The sequence below is a fragment of the Chryseobacterium sp. YR221 genome, assembly GCF_900176315.1.
Taxonomy (GTDB): Bacteria; Bacteroidota; Bacteroidia; order Flavobacteriales; family Weeksellaceae; genus Chryseobacterium; species Chryseobacterium rhizosphaerae.
On record NZ_FWXM01000007.1, the window covers coordinates 188346 to 204365 of the forward strand.

At 37.1% G+C, this 16020-nt stretch carries 18 protein-coding genes; 11 read left to right on the forward strand and 7 right to left on the reverse strand.

Features of this window, described 5'->3' with window-relative positions; all coding sequences use genetic code 11:
- The first annotated feature begins 121 nt into the window (after positions 1-121).
- The 6 genes from B8967_RS19595 (at position 122) to B8967_RS19620 (ending at position 6041) form a co-directional block, all read left to right on the forward strand.
- The gene (locus tag B8967_RS19595) at positions 122-682 is read left to right on the forward strand and encodes a helix-turn-helix domain-containing protein (protein WP_228406264.1); all 561 of its coding nucleotides are present in this window, start codon (positions 122-124) and stop codon (positions 680-682) included.
- A gap of 519 nt (positions 683-1201) precedes the next feature.
- Positions 1202-1471, forward strand: coding sequence for a hypothetical protein (locus B8967_RS19600; RefSeq protein WP_052188562.1), 270 nt, complete (start codon positions 1202-1204; stop codon positions 1469-1471).
- 66 nt (positions 1472-1537) lie between these two features.
- The gene (locus B8967_RS19605) at positions 1538-2032 is read left to right on the forward strand and encodes a CinA family protein (RefSeq protein WP_084087380.1); all 495 of its coding nucleotides are present in this window, start codon (positions 1538-1540) and stop codon (positions 2030-2032) included.
- A 160-nt stretch (positions 2033-2192) separates the two neighbouring features.
- Entirely contained in the window at positions 2193-4145 is a 1953-nt protein-coding gene (locus B8967_RS19610) for a KUP/HAK/KT family potassium transporter (RefSeq protein WP_084087381.1), read from the forward strand.
- Positions 4146-4323: 178 nt separating this feature from the next.
- Positions 4324-4806: a hypothetical protein gene (locus B8967_RS19615; RefSeq protein ID WP_084087383.1), complete on the forward strand. Its 483-nt coding sequence runs from the start codon at positions 4324-4326 to the stop codon at positions 4804-4806.
- A gap of 71 nt (positions 4807-4877) precedes the next feature.
- Positions 4878-6041, forward strand: a complete 1164-nt coding sequence (locus B8967_RS19620; RefSeq protein ID WP_084087384.1) for a serine hydrolase domain-containing protein — start codon at positions 4878-4880, stop codon at positions 6039-6041.
- A gap of 206 nt (positions 6042-6247) precedes the next feature.
- Here the strand turns inward: B8967_RS19620 and B8967_RS19625 are convergent, their stop codons facing one another.
- Together B8967_RS19625 and B8967_RS19630 are read right to left on the reverse strand one after the other, a co-directional pair.
- A complete protein-coding gene (locus B8967_RS19625; protein WP_084087386.1) occupies positions 6248-6778 on the reverse strand; it encodes a DUF4442 domain-containing protein in 531 nt (176 codons plus the stop codon).
- Positions 6779-6783: 5 nt separating this feature from the next.
- Complete coding sequence (locus tag B8967_RS19630) at positions 6784-7332, reverse strand: TetR/AcrR family transcriptional regulator (RefSeq protein WP_084087388.1); 549 nt, start codon at positions 7330-7332, stop codon at positions 6784-6786.
- Positions 7333-7539: 207 nt separating this feature from the next.
- On the opposite strand from B8967_RS19630, the gene B8967_RS19635 reads away from it, so the two are divergent.
- Positions 7540-7950 (forward strand): 5-fold beta-flower protein, encoded by a 411-nt coding sequence (locus B8967_RS19635; RefSeq protein ID WP_084087390.1) that lies wholly within the window; start codon positions 7540-7542, stop codon positions 7948-7950.
- A 152-nt stretch (positions 7951-8102) separates the two neighbouring features.
- Here the strand turns inward: B8967_RS19635 and B8967_RS19640 are convergent, their stop codons facing one another.
- The 3 genes from B8967_RS19640 to B8967_RS19650 form a co-directional block, all read right to left on the reverse strand.
- Positions 8103-8591 (reverse strand): hypothetical protein, encoded by a 489-nt coding sequence (locus tag B8967_RS19640; protein ID WP_047486446.1) that lies wholly within the window; start codon positions 8589-8591, stop codon positions 8103-8105.
- A gap of 337 nt (positions 8592-8928) precedes the next feature.
- Complete coding sequence (locus B8967_RS19645) at positions 8929-9777, reverse strand: sialate O-acetylesterase (RefSeq protein ID WP_084087392.1); 849 nt, start codon at positions 9775-9777, stop codon at positions 8929-8931.
- 1 nt (position 9778) lies between these two features.
- Positions 9779-10345 (reverse strand): TetR/AcrR family transcriptional regulator, encoded by a 567-nt coding sequence (locus B8967_RS19650; protein WP_084087394.1) that lies wholly within the window; start codon positions 10343-10345, stop codon positions 9779-9781.
- A 245-nt stretch (positions 10346-10590) separates the two neighbouring features.
- Here B8967_RS19650 and B8967_RS19655 point away from each other — a divergent pair, with 245 nt between their 5' ends.
- The 3 genes from B8967_RS19655 (at position 10591) to B8967_RS19665 (ending at position 12871) form a co-directional block, all read left to right on the forward strand.
- The gene (locus tag B8967_RS19655) at positions 10591-11127 is read left to right on the forward strand and encodes a hypothetical protein (RefSeq protein WP_084087396.1); all 537 of its coding nucleotides are present in this window, start codon (positions 10591-10593) and stop codon (positions 11125-11127) included.
- A gap of 48 nt (positions 11128-11175) precedes the next feature.
- Positions 11176-11838 (forward strand): hypothetical protein, encoded by a 663-nt coding sequence (locus tag B8967_RS19660; RefSeq protein ID WP_084087398.1) that lies wholly within the window; start codon positions 11176-11178, stop codon positions 11836-11838.
- 208 nt (positions 11839-12046) lie between these two features.
- Positions 12047-12871: a hypothetical protein gene (locus tag B8967_RS19665; protein ID WP_143330559.1), complete on the forward strand. Its 825-nt coding sequence runs from the start codon at positions 12047-12049 to the stop codon at positions 12869-12871.
- A gap of 413 nt (positions 12872-13284) precedes the next feature.
- Here B8967_RS19665 and B8967_RS19670 read toward each other — a convergent pair whose 3' ends face one another.
- Both B8967_RS19670 and B8967_RS19675 read right to left on the reverse strand, forming a co-directional pair.
- Complete coding sequence (locus tag B8967_RS19670; RefSeq protein WP_047486438.1) at positions 13285-13476, reverse strand: DUF5808 domain-containing protein; 192 nt, start codon at positions 13474-13476, stop codon at positions 13285-13287.
- A gap of 152 nt (positions 13477-13628) precedes the next feature.
- Complete coding sequence (locus tag B8967_RS19675; RefSeq protein ID WP_084087400.1) at positions 13629-14087, reverse strand: hypothetical protein; 459 nt, start codon at positions 14085-14087, stop codon at positions 13629-13631.
- Positions 14088-14823: 736 nt separating this feature from the next.
- On the opposite strand from B8967_RS19675, the gene B8967_RS19685 reads away from it, so the two are divergent.
- Positions 14824-16002, forward strand: coding sequence for a right-handed parallel beta-helix repeat-containing protein (locus B8967_RS19685; RefSeq protein ID WP_143330560.1), 1179 nt, complete (start codon positions 14824-14826; stop codon positions 16000-16002).
- Positions 16003-16020: the final 18 nt, after the last annotated feature.

A 16020-nucleotide genomic window follows, 5' to 3' on the forward strand; every position in this document is an offset into this window, starting at 1 on the left:
CGTTGTAATAGTCTTTCAATTTGTTATATAAATCATAGGTATTCTGATTTAATGGAGTAACTTTGAGTGAATGACTGTTAAGATGATGATGATGATTAACAAGCTGTAAACAGTAAGGATCATGAAGTTATACATAAAATATATGGTAAGCCTACGCTGCAAAATGGTTGTCCATCAGGAATTGGAAAGACTGGGGATTAAAGGGGCTGTCGTAGATCTGGGTACAGTAGAATTATTAAATGATATCAGTGCCGAACAAAGGCGTGTATTGAAAGAAAATCTGCTCAAAACAGGGCTCGAAATATTGGATGACAAAAAAAGTATTCTGATAGAAAAAATAAAGAATGTAGTAACGGAAATGATTCATTATTCTGATGCTCTTCCCAAAGAAAATTTCTCGGACTATGTGAGTGAAAAGCTTGGGTACGACTATACCTACCTTGCCAATACATTTTCTGAAGTGAAAGGAATGACCCTGCAGCATTTTATCATTATCAATAAAGTAGAAAAGGTAAAAGAATTACTACTATACGATGAGCTCAATCTTACAGAGATTTCCTATAAGCTTAACTACAGCAGTGTTGCGCATCTTTCTAACCAGTTTAAGAAAATCACCGGACTTTCCCCTTCATTCTATAAACAGTTGAAGAAAAAACGTCTTGGAAATTTAGAAGATTTATAAAAAGGTGTGATATATGCAAGATTATTATAAATATATGTAGCGTAACCTATTTTGAAATACCCATCTTTGTATCGTAGTATTCTTGTATATTAAAGACAGTGTCTATAATAATCGATTAATATGATAGAACAAAGACTGTGAGGATTTGAAGAACAGTCTGAGAATATAATAACGTCTGACAGTTGAATAAACATATACCGGGAAATTAGAAAAGACCCAATATAAACCATGAAAAAGGGGTTAAAATCCTTAAAAAACATTCAATTTTCATAATGAGCTTATTAAAATCTGAAAAAATAGTAGATCTGTTTTCAGAAGGTTTTAATTATAGGATAGAAACCCATTGGTCTCTGTCCTTTTTATCCATAATGGAGCTACAAAAAACTGATTGATTGACCATAAATTTCACATAGAGAATATCCAAATAATACTCCTATTTGAAAGATCATTCATATAAGAAATAGCAAGGCTCGGTTTTACATATAAAATCGGTTTCCATTAATCCCAATACCCTAAGTCATGAAAACAATACATCTCTTTCAGTTTAAAAATTCCATTTCCCGTAAAATTCCATTTTTTAATGAAGAACACCGACTGGATAGCTTAAATGATTTAATGACCTATGACCTGATCAATACAGAAAAGGTGACTGAGTTTATCATTGATATTCATGATGACTTTGTTTTTGAAGATACCTCAAGAGGTGATCTTTTAGAGATGTGCAAAAATGCTAAAGAGACTATTGAACATTATTTTGTTACAGCATTGGATGATTATGATGTTCTTTGAGAATGCATTTCAAAGGAATAAATAGATTTTACAAGTTTTTTAGATCAACATTAAATAATAGGTATCATGAAATTCCAGCAAAACTTACTTGAGTATATCAGTACTTCGCTCATTACAGTGAATGAAACCGTTTCTATTGTAGAAAGTGTAACTTCAGGATTAATACAGCTGGCTTTTTCTCAAATGCCCAATGCAAGTTTATTTTACAAAGGAGGGATCACCACCTTTACCTTACCTGAAAAAGTCAAATTCTTAAATATTAATCGGATTGAAGCTCAGGAAAATGATTTTGAAACTCAAAACATGGCGGATATAATGGCTATAAAAGGAGCTGCCTTATTTGAAACGGATTGGGGAATTGCATCTACAGGATATGCCGCATCTGTGAGGAATTCAGGATTTAAAGTTTTTTCATTTTGTTCATTTAGTTATAAAGGGGAGACTATACTTTCCAAACGCATAGAACTTCATCAGAAAACCCAGGGTTTGGATGCCCAATTATATTACACAGAGTTTATTTTAGGATGCTTTAAAAGTGCCCTTAACCAAATATTAATTTAATAATAAATTGGTAGGTCCGTAGGCTGCTGAAAAGCAGTAGTTGGTATTAAATGGATTCATTATGAGGTGGTTATGTTACAATGACTGCAAGTCTCTGAAAAAATATTCCCGATTCTCATTTCATTGCAAAAATTGGTTTAATTTGCAGTAAAAACTAATTATGTCCGGACAGTACACCTCAGATTTTCATAAGAGGATTACCCTTGCAGGATCATTGATCGCTATAGGGATTGTATTTGGTGATATTGGTACATCTCCACTCTATACACTCAATGCCGTTTTTCATCATAAGCTAATTACCGAAGCGATTGCCCTTGGCAGCTTAAGCTGTATTTTCTGGACGCTGGTTTTCCAGACAACCATCAAATATGTACTCATTACCTTGCAGGCTGACAATAATGGTGAGGGAGGAATTTTCTCTCTTTATGCCTTAGTGCGGCGATACAGTGGCAAATGGCTCGTTTTTATTGCCATGGCGGGTGGTGCATTTTTAATGGCTGACGGTATTATTACTCCGCCCATTTCGGTGTCTTCCGCTGTAGAAGGTGTTCAGGCTGTAATTCCCGGTTTTAATACAGTTCCGGTTATTGTCGGAATTTTGATACTGCTGTTTATTTTTCAGCAGTTCGGGACTGATAAAATAGGCAAGGTTTTTGGCCCTGCGATGATTATCTGGTTTGGATTCATCGGGATAATAGGAGTGATGGCCATAGGCAGCAACTGGGAGGTCTTTAGAGCCTTAAATCCTTATTATGCCTATCAAATGCTGGTGAATGAGCCAAAAGGATTTTGGCTGTTGGGCAGTATATTTCTGTGTACAACAGGGGCTGAAGCTTTATATAGCGATATGGGGCACTGTGGCAGAAATAATATCAGGTTCACCTGGATCTTTATAAAAATTGCATTGATACTCTGCTATGCCGGGCAGACCACCTGGCTTCTCAATCATGTAGGAGAGGAGGTAGGTAGCTTAAGTCCTTTCTATCATATTGTTCCGAAATCAATTTTCTGGCTGGCTTTATGTATTGCAACCTTGGCAACGATTATCGCTTCCCAGGCATTGATCAGTGGTTGTTTTACGCTGATCAACGAAGCCATACGGCTTAATATATGGCCAAAACATTTGGTGTTGTTTCCCAGCAATGTCAAGGGGCAGCTCTATATTCCTGCGATCAACTGGTTTCTGATGTGCGGATGTGTGGGCATGGTCTTGTATTTTAAAGAAAGTACTAAAATGGAAGCCGCATTTGGACTCAGTGTGACGCTTACAATGCTGATGAGTACTATTCTGATCAATGCTTACCTTCGTATTAAAAGAGTTCCGTTTGTTTTTAACCTTCTGATCACAAGTGTGTTTTTAGCTATTGAGTTGAGCTTTTTAGGAGCTAACCTACAGAAAGTTAAAGATGGAGGATGGATCACCCTGATCCTTGGTTTTTCGCTGTTTGCCGTGATGTATATCTGGTGGAGGGGCAGACAGATCAAATCGGAGATTCAGTCATTTGTAAAACTCTCCGATTATCTTTCATTATTGACTAAACTAAGTACGGATGAAAAAATTCCGAAATATGCAACCAACCTGGTCTATCTCACCACTTCGGATTCAGAAAAGAAAATTGAAAAAACTGTCATGGATTCGATTCTAAAATTTGGTCTTCCAAAGCGTGCTGATATCTACTGGTTTGTGCATGTCAATATTTTGGATGAGCCTTATGCACAGAGGTATTCCGTAGATACCATTATCAGAAATGACGTGTATTATATTCAATTCGATCTGGGCTTCCGCGAGGATCCCCGGATAGGGTATTATTTCAAGCAGGTAGTGAATGATATGATCGGAAATAACGAGGTAGATGTTGAAGATTCTTTAGAGCAGGCCTATCAGCAGAATAAAATTGGGGATTTTAAATTTATGATCATGGATAGTTTCCTTTCTTATGATAACAGAATGCCGTTTTGGAAAAACTTTATCATGAAGGGATATTATAATCTGCGGTATTTATCCGTAAAAGACTATATTAATTTTGGATTGGATAAAAGCCATATCGAAGCGGAGCAATATCCGTTGGTCGTGGTTCCATTTGCAGAAAATAAACTTGTGAGACAAAGCTAACAACTTTGGTATTTAAGAGATGAATCCTATTGAAATAGATAAAAAGGCAGCCCTATAAGGCTGTCTTTTTGCTTTATTATAGCAGAGAGCTGATCCATGAAACCAGTTTATATGGTAACGTATGATCCAATCCGTGAAGGGGAGGATTGTTTGTTGCAGAAAATCATATATTTACAGTATGGGAGAACTATTAACTGAGGAAGTATTTTCAGCACCAAAATGGCAGAAAATAACCTATCGTATACTAAGTATTTTGGTATTTGCATTAGGTATTAATGTTCTCATGATAAAAGAAGCGGGATGGGTGCTTTTTTTAGCTCCCCTGATTTTCTTCATTTCCGTTTCCATGTTTGTGTATACCCGTCAAAAATTGATTATTTCAAATGATGAAATACGTCTTATTGGTGGTTTTAAGAGGTATTTTATTTCCTGGAATGCTATTACGAAGGTTGACATGGTGAGGTTAGGAAAATATAAAACACCAACAGCTACGATTTATTATGCCGGCGGACAGCTGAAATTAAACAGAAGTTTTTACCTTGAACCTCAATTCAAAAGAATTTTATTACTCCTGGAAGCTAAAACTAATCCGGAAATATTTACAAAGACATACTGGGAAGCTCGCAGTCAGATTAGCCAGGATTGGGGGGTAGAAAAATAGTAGAAATTGGCCTTACGTTTCATTATGGTTTGCCGTATGCTGAAACGGCAGGTATTACAAATACATAGAAAATGATCAAAGACAGGATACAAGGACTCGTTGCTTTTTCTTTTACCGCACTTCTTTTTTCCTGTTCAGCCACAAAACAGGGGGATGAACCTGGAAATACAGAAAATATGGTTTCCCAAACAGATTCTCTCTATATGGAAATCCAGCGTGTAGGTATGGAAGCTACCAAAAATAATCATGTTCCCGGGGTAGCTATAGCGGTTATCCAACATGGAAAAGTTGCCTGGACACAATCTATTGGGTTTGCTGATGTGGAAAGTAAAAAACCAGTCACTCCGGAAACCATTTTTAATGTGGGTTCTGTATCCAAAATGGTATCTGCATGGGGATTGATGCAGCTGACGGAAAAGGGGCTTGTAAAACTGGATGATCCGGTTGATCAGTTCCTGGTACGCTGGAAGTTACCCGCATCTCCATATGATATATCAAAAGTTACTTTGCGGCGTATTCTCAGCCATACAGCCGGACTTTCGGTGCACGGATATGGAGGCTCAGAGCAGGGAACTCCATTGTTAAGTTTAGAAGAGTCGCTTTCAGGAAAGACCAAAAGAAATGGGGAAAGTGTATTTCTGATCAGCGAGCCGGGAACGAAATGGGAATATTCAGGGGGTGGCTATACACTTGCGCAGTTACTGCTTGAAGAAAGAACGAAAGAAAAGTTCGCAGTCTATATGAAAAAGAATGTTTTTGAACCTTTAGGATTGAATCATACCCATTATGAATGGACAGAAGATATGATGGCAAATTCTGCAACGGCTTATGACGCTTCAGGGAAACCCATAAAGAACAGGATATTTACAGAACAGGCAGCAGCAGGGTTACAAACAACAGTTTTAGATCTGGCTCATTTTGCAGAGCTATCTATAACCTCTGATCCAAGTCAATTGAATAAAGTTTTGAAATCCACAAACCTGCAGGTAATGGAGAAACCGGTTTTACCCTTTTCTGATCAGGGAAAAAGTGGGCTAGGCTATCGGTTTATGAATTATGAAGGGCTAGAAACAATTGGACATACCGGAGAGAATGAAGGCTGGAGTGCCGGCGTGTTTATGCACCTTCCCACAAAGAGTGGTATTGTAATACTCTGCAATGGCTCCAATGGAGACCGGGTCTGGTATCCTATCTACCAGAGTTGGGCAAAAAGAATTAAAGAAAATAAAAAGTAGTTCATTTGTCTTAAGTATTGACTAATATTGAAGCTGTTGAATGATCTGTGTTGGATAGAGAAGAGAAGGAGGAGTAGAATCCGTCTGTGGATTTTCAGGAACGAAGCGAAAACCAGATTTCTCCCCTTGGAGTTCAAGCAGTCGGTCAAAAATTAATAATGGGAGTTTTCATAATACCTGACAGGATGATGAATAGATATTGATTATTATTGATTTTTCCTTTTGAGCTCGAGTTTCTTTTTGTAAAACGCTTTATCTGCGATGTAAATGGTTTTGTCCACTTCACAAAAAATGGTTGATTTATCTTCGTTGGTTAGAAAGGTTTGCTTTACAATTTCAATCTCATTTTCGGCGGCAACACGGTTTTTAATTTCGGTTATTTCTTCTTCTGAAAAATCAAAATCAGCATAAAGTGTTACATTGCCGGGGCGTTTGAAACGGATGGTTGCGGCTTTATCCCATACCACATATTTATTTCCGAGAAGATGGGTGAGCTGTACCATAAATATAGGATCTGTGGCCGAAGACATACTGCCTCCGAAAATAGTTCCCACATAATTTTTATTTTTATAGCTGAGAGGCAGCCTTATCTTTATATGATGCAGGTCTTTGGAAGCGTAGCTGATTTTTGCGGTTGTCCTGCTGTACATGGGAGAAAGATTAAATCCCCATTTGAACATTCTGCTCATTCCCACATATTTTTTTCCGATTACAGACAATGTTTGATAAAATGTCATAGTATTTATTTTAGCTGGTTCACGATTCCTTGTATCACTTCTATTACTTTTTCTTTGGGATAAATACGGCCTATCTGGGCCAGTCCCATCAATGAACTTAAGATTTCAATTGCTTTATTTTCAGTATTTTCGATGAACTTAAATTGATTGTCATCAATTCCGGTATTCAGAATTTCAATGGTATGTTGCAGAATAGTCTGACAAAATTCCATACTCTTTTCTTTCAGGGCAGGTTCTATGGTATTTCCGTCACTGGCTAAAGTTCCCATCAGGCATATTTTGTTTTCATTGATTAGATGAATGTAGTATTGCCCCAGTTGATGTAGTCTTTCAAATGCGGTTAAATCAGCCTGTTTACTGTGCAGACTTTCAATTTTCGTTTTGTGATTCTCAATGATCGCAATACCTAAATCCGTTTTTGTTGGGAAATAATAATGTATCGAAGCTTTTTTAATCTTAATACGATCTGAAATGTCTGCATAGCTGAAAGCGTTATATCCCTTTTCAGTTAATAATTCAGAGCTAACGGCTATTATTAAATCTTTTGTTTTCATCTACCTACTAGTTGGTAGGTAAATATAAGAAAATATAGAGAATAAAATCAAAAATGGGAGGTAAAAATGCTATAGACTTCAAAATCCTATCTTCGTTACCCATCTGGCAATGAATATCTTGCCGAGGACTGTCCTTTTTTAGAAATTAATCAATAATTTTAATATATCGGCTTCACCCCAATAATAACCTCTTAATATTTTAAAACCATGAAAAAAATAGGCATCATTAGTTTCTTTCTGCTCAGCTTTTCCGTTGCAAGTGCACAAACAATAGAATCGGGGAGCCGCAGTACGACGGGCTACATCAAACCGGATGGAACCATTGAAAACAGCAGCCGTTCCACAGTGGGATATATCAGTGCTGACGGAACCATCGAGAATAAAAACCGCTCAACCATCGGGTACATCAAAAGCGACGGTACCATAGAAAACAGCAGCCGTTCTACTATAGGTTATGTTAAAAAAGACGGCACTGTAGAGAACAGCAGCCGTTCCACTATTGGATACATCAAAGATGATGGAACGGTAGAAAACAGCAGCCGAAGTACTATAGGGTATGCCGTAGGAATTAAAAAAGAGTGGGCAGCAGTAGTGTACTTCTTTTTTAAGCTGGATTGATGACCTGCACAACAAAAAGGCAGTATCCCGTTGAGGAAAAAATCCGACGGGTAAGTTTTACAAATCTTGTTTTTGTGATCGTTTGCCTGAAACAAAATCTCCAAAGTCGGTAGACTTCGGAGTATAGGTGAGCCCGATATGAGCTTCTTCAATTATTTCTTTTGTTTCAATGAAAAATTATCCATATAAACTGCCTGATGGACTCCATTCAGTAGGACTTTCAGGGCTAGATGGGTGTCTTTTTTTACAGAAATAGTGAGCGTCTTTTTATCGCCGGTTATCTTGGAAGGTTTCGCTATTGAAACATAGGATTTGGTATCGGAGGGATTGTTGACGGAGAGAATTTCCAGGGTGGTTTCTCCTCCATTGTCTGAAATATCAAAACTAAGCGTATAGGCTCCTGCTTTAATTTTTGGAGTAATTAAATACATATTTTCTCCCGGGCTGTACATCGAATAAAATATAATTTTTTTGTCACTGGCATACAGCATAGATTTTCCTCCTGCCTGGGCAGTCCAGCATTTGTTGATGTCTTTCCATGTATCAAAATTTTCTGTGATCGTGGATACAGCTTTACACTGTGCTTTTACAGTTAAAAATCCTCCCAAAGTCACCATTCCGGCCAATATGATTCTTTTCATAGGTTATATATAATTTACTGTAAAAATAGGTAAAAAAGGTTATGCTGGAAATATCTGCTCAAATAGAGTAGAAGAGGAGAGTGGTGTTATTTTAAATGCTTAAGTTATTTTAGATAACAAGCTTTGTGCACAATAAGTACACCTAAGAGAAAAAATCTTTGATTTTAAAAACTGAAGTGTCCTTTTATCCGATGTCATTTTACGCTAACTTAAGTGAACTAAAGTGTTTAGGATAAAAACTTTTGTGCCTTTTGTGGTTAAAAACATTCTTATGAGATAAAAGTTTACACAACTTTATAAAAAAACAAATATAAAACCGGTATATCAATACCCTATTTTATCTCCCACTTAGGATAGCCAATTCGGTCAGATAATCCTTAGGGTCAATATTCCCAACGGCAAACTCATGTTCCAGCAGCTTTATTTTTTCCGTTTGGGTGTACGGGCGATTATATATTGCAGCCAGTCTGTCTTCTTCATCATGCAGAGGATCGGGAAGATGTTTTAAATCCCGAAAAGCGTTATAATACCTGATGCCCAATATTCTTTGGGATAGAGCATTGAAGTGAATGCCATCCGCATTGGCCGTAAGTTCTTTGGCGGTAACAAAATAAGAGTTGGTATGAGTCCTGGCAAAATCTTCCAATGCTTGATTAATTAAAGGGTAGGACGCAAAATATTGCCCAAAGATTCCATGGGATAAGAAGTCTCCTAAACCGCCTATTATAAGTGGAACTTCAGGAATATGCAATTCCCGGCGTAGTGCCTCCATAATTACAGAAAACTTTTCACCGTATTGCTCAGCTTTTTCCGGAGAACAGTCACTTTCGCCCTGATGCCAGAGGATGCCTGAAAGCTGGCTTGTTCGTTGTGCAAGTCTGGCCTGTGATATCGCATTTTCAAATAAGGCACCTCCCACCGCCCAGTCATCAAGGCTGGTTCCTCCATCTGCACAGGGAATTAATCCTATCTCATGCTGCTCATTGTCGAACCTCCAGGCAGCGGCAAATGAAGAGGCAAGCCCCACACCGGCACTGGGACGATCAAAATTAATAGGTTCAGACATGATTTGCCATAGTCCGTTTCTTTGCATCTTAATATGTTCATCATAGATAGCAGGGACTTCTTTGCTATAGCCACGGCCAGCCATATTAGACTGACCAATCATTAAAAAGGAATGTATCATTTTATCTGTTTAAAGGTATACCTATACTTCTGCTGAATGAAAGCCAGGCCAGCTTCTTTACTTCATTCTGGGCAATATCTCCGGATCTGAATGCGGTGATGGTTGCGGTAATCACACTGGTGAAAAGAATTCTTATCCAGGGTAATGGAAACCGGTCATCTATTACCTGTTCTTTTTGTAAATCCCGGATGGCACCGAATAGCTGATTTCTTGTTTTACAATAGGCTGCACTTTGTTCACTTTCGTAGGGTATAGAAGAGGATTTTATGTCGTCATTGAGTTTAATGAGAAAAGCATACTTTGTTCCGCTGTCAATTCCTGCATATAATAAATATTCGAGTTGTATCAGGGGATCTGTGGAACGGTTACAGGCGTTCATCGCTGAAAGTTCCCATGCTTCCATCATATTCTTATGGCATGCTTCTAATAATTCCTGTCGATTTTTAAAATACCGGTGAAGAGTTCTCCGGTTAATGCCACAACGCACGGCAATATCTTCAAATGTTGCCGAAAAATCCTCATTTAAAACTGATATAGCGGTATCAATAATTTTTTGCTGCGTACTCATCTGTTTTTTATTGCCTCAAAATTACGACAAATGTCTCAAATATGAGACATTTTTTTTTAAAATGATACAACTTTTCAATAGACAGGCGGCTATGAAGGGCTGTAAAGGGGGGGCAGAATCATAAAATTAATACAGATTTAATGCTGAGGTTACCCCAATAAAAACGGAATCTGCTAGTTTCGTACGCAATTTATAAACGGTTGTTAAGACGTTTTTATCCCTTATCACACACCAAAAAACGAATCATGATTCAAAAACAATTTCTTGGATGGATGTTTATGCTTACCCTGGCAAGTGTTGGATGCCAGAATAACGAAATGGCTTCAGCTTCAATGGAGGAAGAGCTTCCGTCAAAATCCAGTGCCAGCAGAGCTGCTACAGAAGTCAGTGTCAATCCTTATGTAGATACCAGTACGTATATCAGTTCAGGTTTTAGCTTTTTAAATCCATCCCAGGTTAATAAAAACCGCCAGGCGATTGGCGGAAATGCATATACCGAAGTCTATGGATTCAATATTCCGGAAGAAAACAGGGTAAGAGGAATCCGCTGGAACACCGATGATGAAACGACCTCCATCTGGCGGCCACAGGGCATTGCCGGGTTTACCAGAGATGGTGTCCGTTATCTGTTGGTGAGCTGGTATGCAAAAGATGATGCCGAATATAAAGGTTCCCGCATTACCCTGATCGATATCAGCCCTAGTTCAAGTACCTATCTCACGTACCGGCATATCCTGCTGGTGCAGCCTGATATTCCTGCCAGTACCACCACGCATACCTAATATGGCTCTTACGCCCCACTGAAAGTACATGCCGGAGGGATTGCCTATTTGAAAGGTAAGATTTATCTCAGCAGCACGAATCTCGGGGTTCGGGTATTTGATCTGGATAAAATCATTGAAGTCAGTACCGGAGACACGACCAATGAAAAATGTGGTAAGGATGCCAACGGTAACCTATTCGCCTTCAATTACCGGTATATATTGCCCCAGACAGGGTATCAGAAGATCAATAACGCCAGTCCTTTTTCCACCATACAGGTCAATGAGAAAGGCACTCAGTTCTGGACCGGACAATATTATGCCGGCAGTGCCGATGCTTCCATTGTCCCACAAGTCTTTGGCTTTCCTGTGGATGCCAGTGGAACACTTCAAAACTCGGGGATTGTTGCCGTAGCGCCTAAAAACAGCCTTTTTGCCGATAGCCATGCCCACGGCATCCAGGGCGTATTCCGGAAAGGAAACCGTACATGGCTTTCCTGTACCGGATCTCCAAGCAACTCTTACGGGTCCAATGCAAGACTCGCCCGGTATACCGATGGAGCTGATGACACCGTACGCTACCGATGGCCCTATGGCGCGGAATCCCTATATTATGAATCTCAATATAACTATCTGTGGAGCCTCACAGAATATGAACCCAATGCCGGAGCCCAGAATGGCAGCCAGGTCAATAGATGTATTTTTGCAGTGGATTTTTCGAAATATGAATAGTTGAGAATTGTATCTCAAAAAATTATAAAAGCATCATTACAACAATGATGCTTTTGTTTGTTGTCGACTCGTGGGTTTAAATAGTGATTTGCTTATGGTTTGTTTGAAATAAAACTTTAAAAGATGGGAGAATATTAGATAATAATATTACGGTTTTCCGTAATTAATGCATTGTTATCTCCTGTATGTTTGCAGGTAAAAAACGTATATGATACTAACCTTAATTAATATCTCATTTGGTATTGGTGAATTTTTTTCAACGACATTTATAATTTTATTCATATTATCAATATGTGTCCGTCTCTACAGGATTTCCAAATATGAAAAATATAAAAATTCTAAATATGCAATATCATGGCTTTCAATCGTGTTGGCTTTGCATTTAGTAGTTTTTCCTTTTTTATATACGTTAATGCTAAAAAATAATCCTGCTAGTTTTGAGTTTAAAACTGCTATTCATGATAGTCGAAAACAGTTAGTACTTAATGAATGGATTGATGATTCGAAAAATATTCCTTATCAAATTAAATACCTAGAAAATATTAAGCTTTCAAACTATACTGTTTTAAACAGACAATTAAAAGAATTTAAGCAATTAATTTTTACGGAAAATAGTATAATACATTCAGATTTTGGTATGAATATTCCTGGAAGGAATTCTATAGCAACTATTTATATATTTGATAAAAAGGGTGCTTTAAAAAAGAAATTAGATAAAACTGGTGGCCAAACTGAATTAGAGACTATGAAACTTGGTAATGTAATAACAGAAGACATTAATTATCTTAAAAATGAATTAAAATATTACAAAGTTAAAAAAGCTGAATTAGACAGAAATAATTTTTGGACTTTTACAACACTACTTCCATATAGTATATCTTCAATATTTACCGGAAATATGTCTCCATTAACACCAATGGCTAATATATTATATACAATCCATTATGTTATAATCTATTGTATTGGGATAGGAGTTTTTCTTCATTTTTTAATTAAAAATTTGGAATTAATTATTAAAAATAGGAAATCTTAATTTCAATTCTTTGACCCCATCGCTGCCGCACGAATTCTTTCGTGTGGTTTCTATTTCAATCACTTTCTCATAAAGTTTTTATCTTTATAAAAACATAATTGATGAGCCGTAATTACAAATTCCACAATTCTGAAGGGCTATATTTCATAAGTTTTGCTGTTGTAGGCCGGGATAATTAACCTATTGAGTTGTGGAGTAACAGAGTGATTAGGCAGAAAATTAATTATATCCATAAAATCCCGTAGAAGCAGGTTTAGTATTCCGTGCAGAAGATTGTAGATACAGTAATGCAATAGATTGTGCTGATGAAAAAGGACTTTTAGATGATATTGTTGTTTTTAGAATGTTTGATTAATAGTATTAAATACCACACGAGATTCGTGCGGTAGCTGAGAATAAATTGTTTAGAACAATTACATCTTTTTAATAGATTCTACTACGAATATAAATACAGTAATTACTAAAAACATTGCTAAAATAGAATAAGGATTAGCAAAGTTAACCGTCCAACCTAAAAATTTATTTCTTTTCGGAGGGAAAAGTCTCTTGTCATCTTTATTATAATAAAAAATGCCCCATTTCCAATGGTCTTCATCTTCTTCCATAACATAATATTTTTTTTGGTTAAATAATTAAATAAAAGTTATTTCTATCTAAATGTAGTATTAATGCTCCTATCATCGAAAACATAAAATAAATAAGACCATGGACTATAAATATATTAAAATGAAATAAAATGCTCAAAAACAAGAAAAACCTAGCGAACAATAAGATATATTCCAACACCAACTGCGGCATATGCAACAACGGTAATAATATCAGCTATGGGCTGTGAAAAACGTTTTTCGGCGATTTTCTCGGCATTGATCTGGTTCTTGTGGAATTTCAGAATTTTCTTGGGATTATGAACGGGGTGTGCTACGAGGCTGTCGCTTTCCCATTTGTCAACGATTATTTTATAGGATCTGCCTTCAACGTCAATTTTAACATTTTTACCAGATGCCAGTTTCTCCTGAATATTCACAGGAGCAGGGGCTTGTGGTGCGTTCAGGCTTTCAGCGGGTGTATTTTTCATTTGCGGAGCAGTAGTACTGGCGGTATTCTTTTTAGAATCCTGCTTATTGTCGGCGGCCGGATCCACTTGTTTTTTTACCTGGTAGGTATAGCAACTGCTCAGAGAGAATGATATAATGATGAGATAAAGATACTTTTGCATGAGCTAAATTTAAGAATTAAACGGAATATGTAGGAGTTTCTTTTAAAAGATCCTGTAAAAAATATCGAAAGTCTTTATTTTTTTATGAAACCGTTGTACAAAGTCTCCTGACTTTGAGCCTGCAAAATAAAAAAAATCTTTGAACATACTTTAAAATCAGGAGACTTCAAAGAACAGGGGAGTGGAGATAAAAATTCCTTTTTACTTTTTTAGTTTTGATGATCCATAATAAAAATATACTTTTGTAATCAACAACATAAAGTAACAAATTGTGTTGTTTCCTCTAAAAAACTAAAAACTAACCAGAAAACTAATTACATCATGAAAAATGAACAAAACTACGCTGTGCCTATTTTTACGGATACGTCAAAACTCATTGTTTCCATCAATTTAAAACAATACTAAGTTATCACAATTTTTTAGCGCCATAAACCATATAGGGCTTATTTGATTATTTCTGCCAACCAGAGATAAAGGATAGCATGACCGGTACTTTCGCTTTCGATCTGGGGCGGGCAATGCTTTTATTGAAGTCTGGGGACGTTTCATGCGGTGCCAGTGATGCTGCTGTTTGGTCTGCGGACCCCTTTCAAAGTCAATGGTTATTCATGGATGTAAATCCTTATACTATAATCCTGTGCTCAGCAATAGGATGGATGGGAAAATGGCAGCTAACGAATGATTTAAAAACCAAACAATATAATTTAATATTAAACTCATTAATTTTTACACTATTATGACAAAGAAACTACTAATCATTGCCTTCACAGGCTTATCGTGTACTATGGCTTTTGCAGCTGATTTATATGTTCGGAATGGGGGAGCAGGCGGTGCTTATCCTACCGTAAGTACGGCAATCACAGCGGCTTCAGACGGAGATCGTATCATCATTCAGCCTAAAGCGAATGGAGAGGCTTATGTAGAAAATCTGATTATCAACAAATCGCTGACTCTTGTTTCCGAAACCAATTATGCCAAATATATAATTCAGGGAAATGTCAGCATCAATCCGGCAACAGGAAGAACGGTGACCATCAGCAATCTGAGTTCGGGTTATTATGGCATTTACAATGTAGAGGCAACTTTTCCAATAGGTACAGGAAGAACTTTCATTAATATTGTGAACTGTGATCTGCATAATGTTTTGACAGACAAAGTCAATTTCACTACAAACATCTCCGGCTGTACGATTAGTGGAAACCTGAAGTTTTCCCACGGAAGATGTACAGCGAACAAAGCACAAAGTATTGCTGTGGTAGCTACACAAGATAACAGTCCTATTGGATCTGATATTGAAGTGTATGGTAATGTATCTAAGTCATTTATATCCAACTCACAGGCCAATTATAATTTTAAATTCAGCAATAATTTTTGTGCCGGTATTTATATCTATAATATTAAACCGGGAAGCTCTAACGAAATCACCAACAACACCATCTATAATCCTTCTCCCGCAGATATGGGTCCGTTGTACGTTAACTTAGGTAATAATATCAATTTGGGGAATATTCTTATGATGAACAATGCCGCTTCTTTTGTGGTAGGAGGCACCAATGCTTGCATTCAAAACAAAAGCACTAGCGTAAGTATAACAGCTAGCTACAATGTATTCACCAATACTTTTGTAACAGAAGGTAATATGACGCAAAGCGACAATTCAGGATCAATGAACCTGAACATTGACAATGTAGCATATACTCTAACCGGTATGAATGTAAATGCCGGAAATCCTGGTATAAAATACACCGATTTAGACTTAACAAGAAACGATGCCGGGCATTACGGAGGTTCTAACAGCTGGGCTAATTACTGGCCTGCAAATAATGATAATAAACCTCAGGTAAACTATCTGTCAACGCCAAGATCTATTAGCAGCGGAACTTTTAATATGAGTGGGTCTGGTTTTTCTAAATAATTTCTAATGATATAACAA

Coding starts and splice junctions, on each gene's coding strand:
- B8967_RS19650 (WP_084087394.1), bottom strand. CDS start 10,345: ATGAGTACGCAGCAAAAAATTATTGATACCGCTATATCAGTTTTAAAT.
- B8967_RS19645 (WP_084087392.1), bottom strand. CDS start 9,777: ATGATACATTCCTTTTTAATGATTGGTCAGTCTAATATGGCTGGCCGT.
- B8967_RS19685 (WP_143330560.1), top strand. CDS start 14,824: ATGACAAAGAAACTACTAATCATTGCCTTCACAGGCTTATCGTGTACT.
- B8967_RS19600 (WP_052188562.1), top strand. CDS start 1,202: ATGAAAACAATACATCTCTTTCAGTTTAAAAATTCCATTTCCCGTAAA.
- B8967_RS19665 (WP_143330559.1), top strand. CDS start 12,047: ATGATACTAACCTTAATTAATATCTCATTTGGTATTGGTGAATTTTTT.
- B8967_RS19595 (WP_228406264.1), top strand. CDS start 122: ATGAAGTTATACATAAAATATATGGTAAGCCTACGCTGCAAAATGGTT.
- B8967_RS19610 (WP_084087381.1), top strand. CDS start 2,193: ATGTCCGGACAGTACACCTCAGATTTTCATAAGAGGATTACCCTTGCA.
- B8967_RS19630 (WP_084087388.1), bottom strand. CDS start 7,332: ATGAAAACAAAAGATTTAATAATAGCCGTTAGCTCTGAATTATTAACT.
- B8967_RS19675 (WP_084087400.1), bottom strand. CDS start 14,087: ATGCAAAAGTATCTTTATCTCATCATTATATCATTCTCTCTGAGCAGT.
- B8967_RS19635 (WP_084087390.1), top strand. CDS start 7,540: ATGAAAAAAATAGGCATCATTAGTTTCTTTCTGCTCAGCTTTTCCGTT.
- B8967_RS19620 (WP_084087384.1), top strand. CDS start 4,878: ATGATCAAAGACAGGATACAAGGACTCGTTGCTTTTTCTTTTACCGCA.
- B8967_RS19605 (WP_084087380.1), top strand. CDS start 1,538: ATGAAATTCCAGCAAAACTTACTTGAGTATATCAGTACTTCGCTCATT.
- B8967_RS19655 (WP_084087396.1), top strand. CDS start 10,591: ATGATTCAAAAACAATTTCTTGGATGGATGTTTATGCTTACCCTGGCA.
- B8967_RS19640 (WP_047486446.1), bottom strand. CDS start 8,591: ATGAAAAGAATCATATTGGCCGGAATGGTGACTTTGGGAGGATTTTTA.
- B8967_RS19670 (WP_047486438.1), bottom strand. CDS start 13,476: ATGGAAGAAGATGAAGACCATTGGAAATGGGGCATTTTTTATTATAAT.
- B8967_RS19615 (WP_084087383.1), top strand. CDS start 4,324: ATGGGAGAACTATTAACTGAGGAAGTATTTTCAGCACCAAAATGGCAG.
- B8967_RS19625 (WP_084087386.1), bottom strand. CDS start 6,778: ATGACATTTTATCAAACATTGTCTGTAATCGGAAAAAAATATGTGGGA.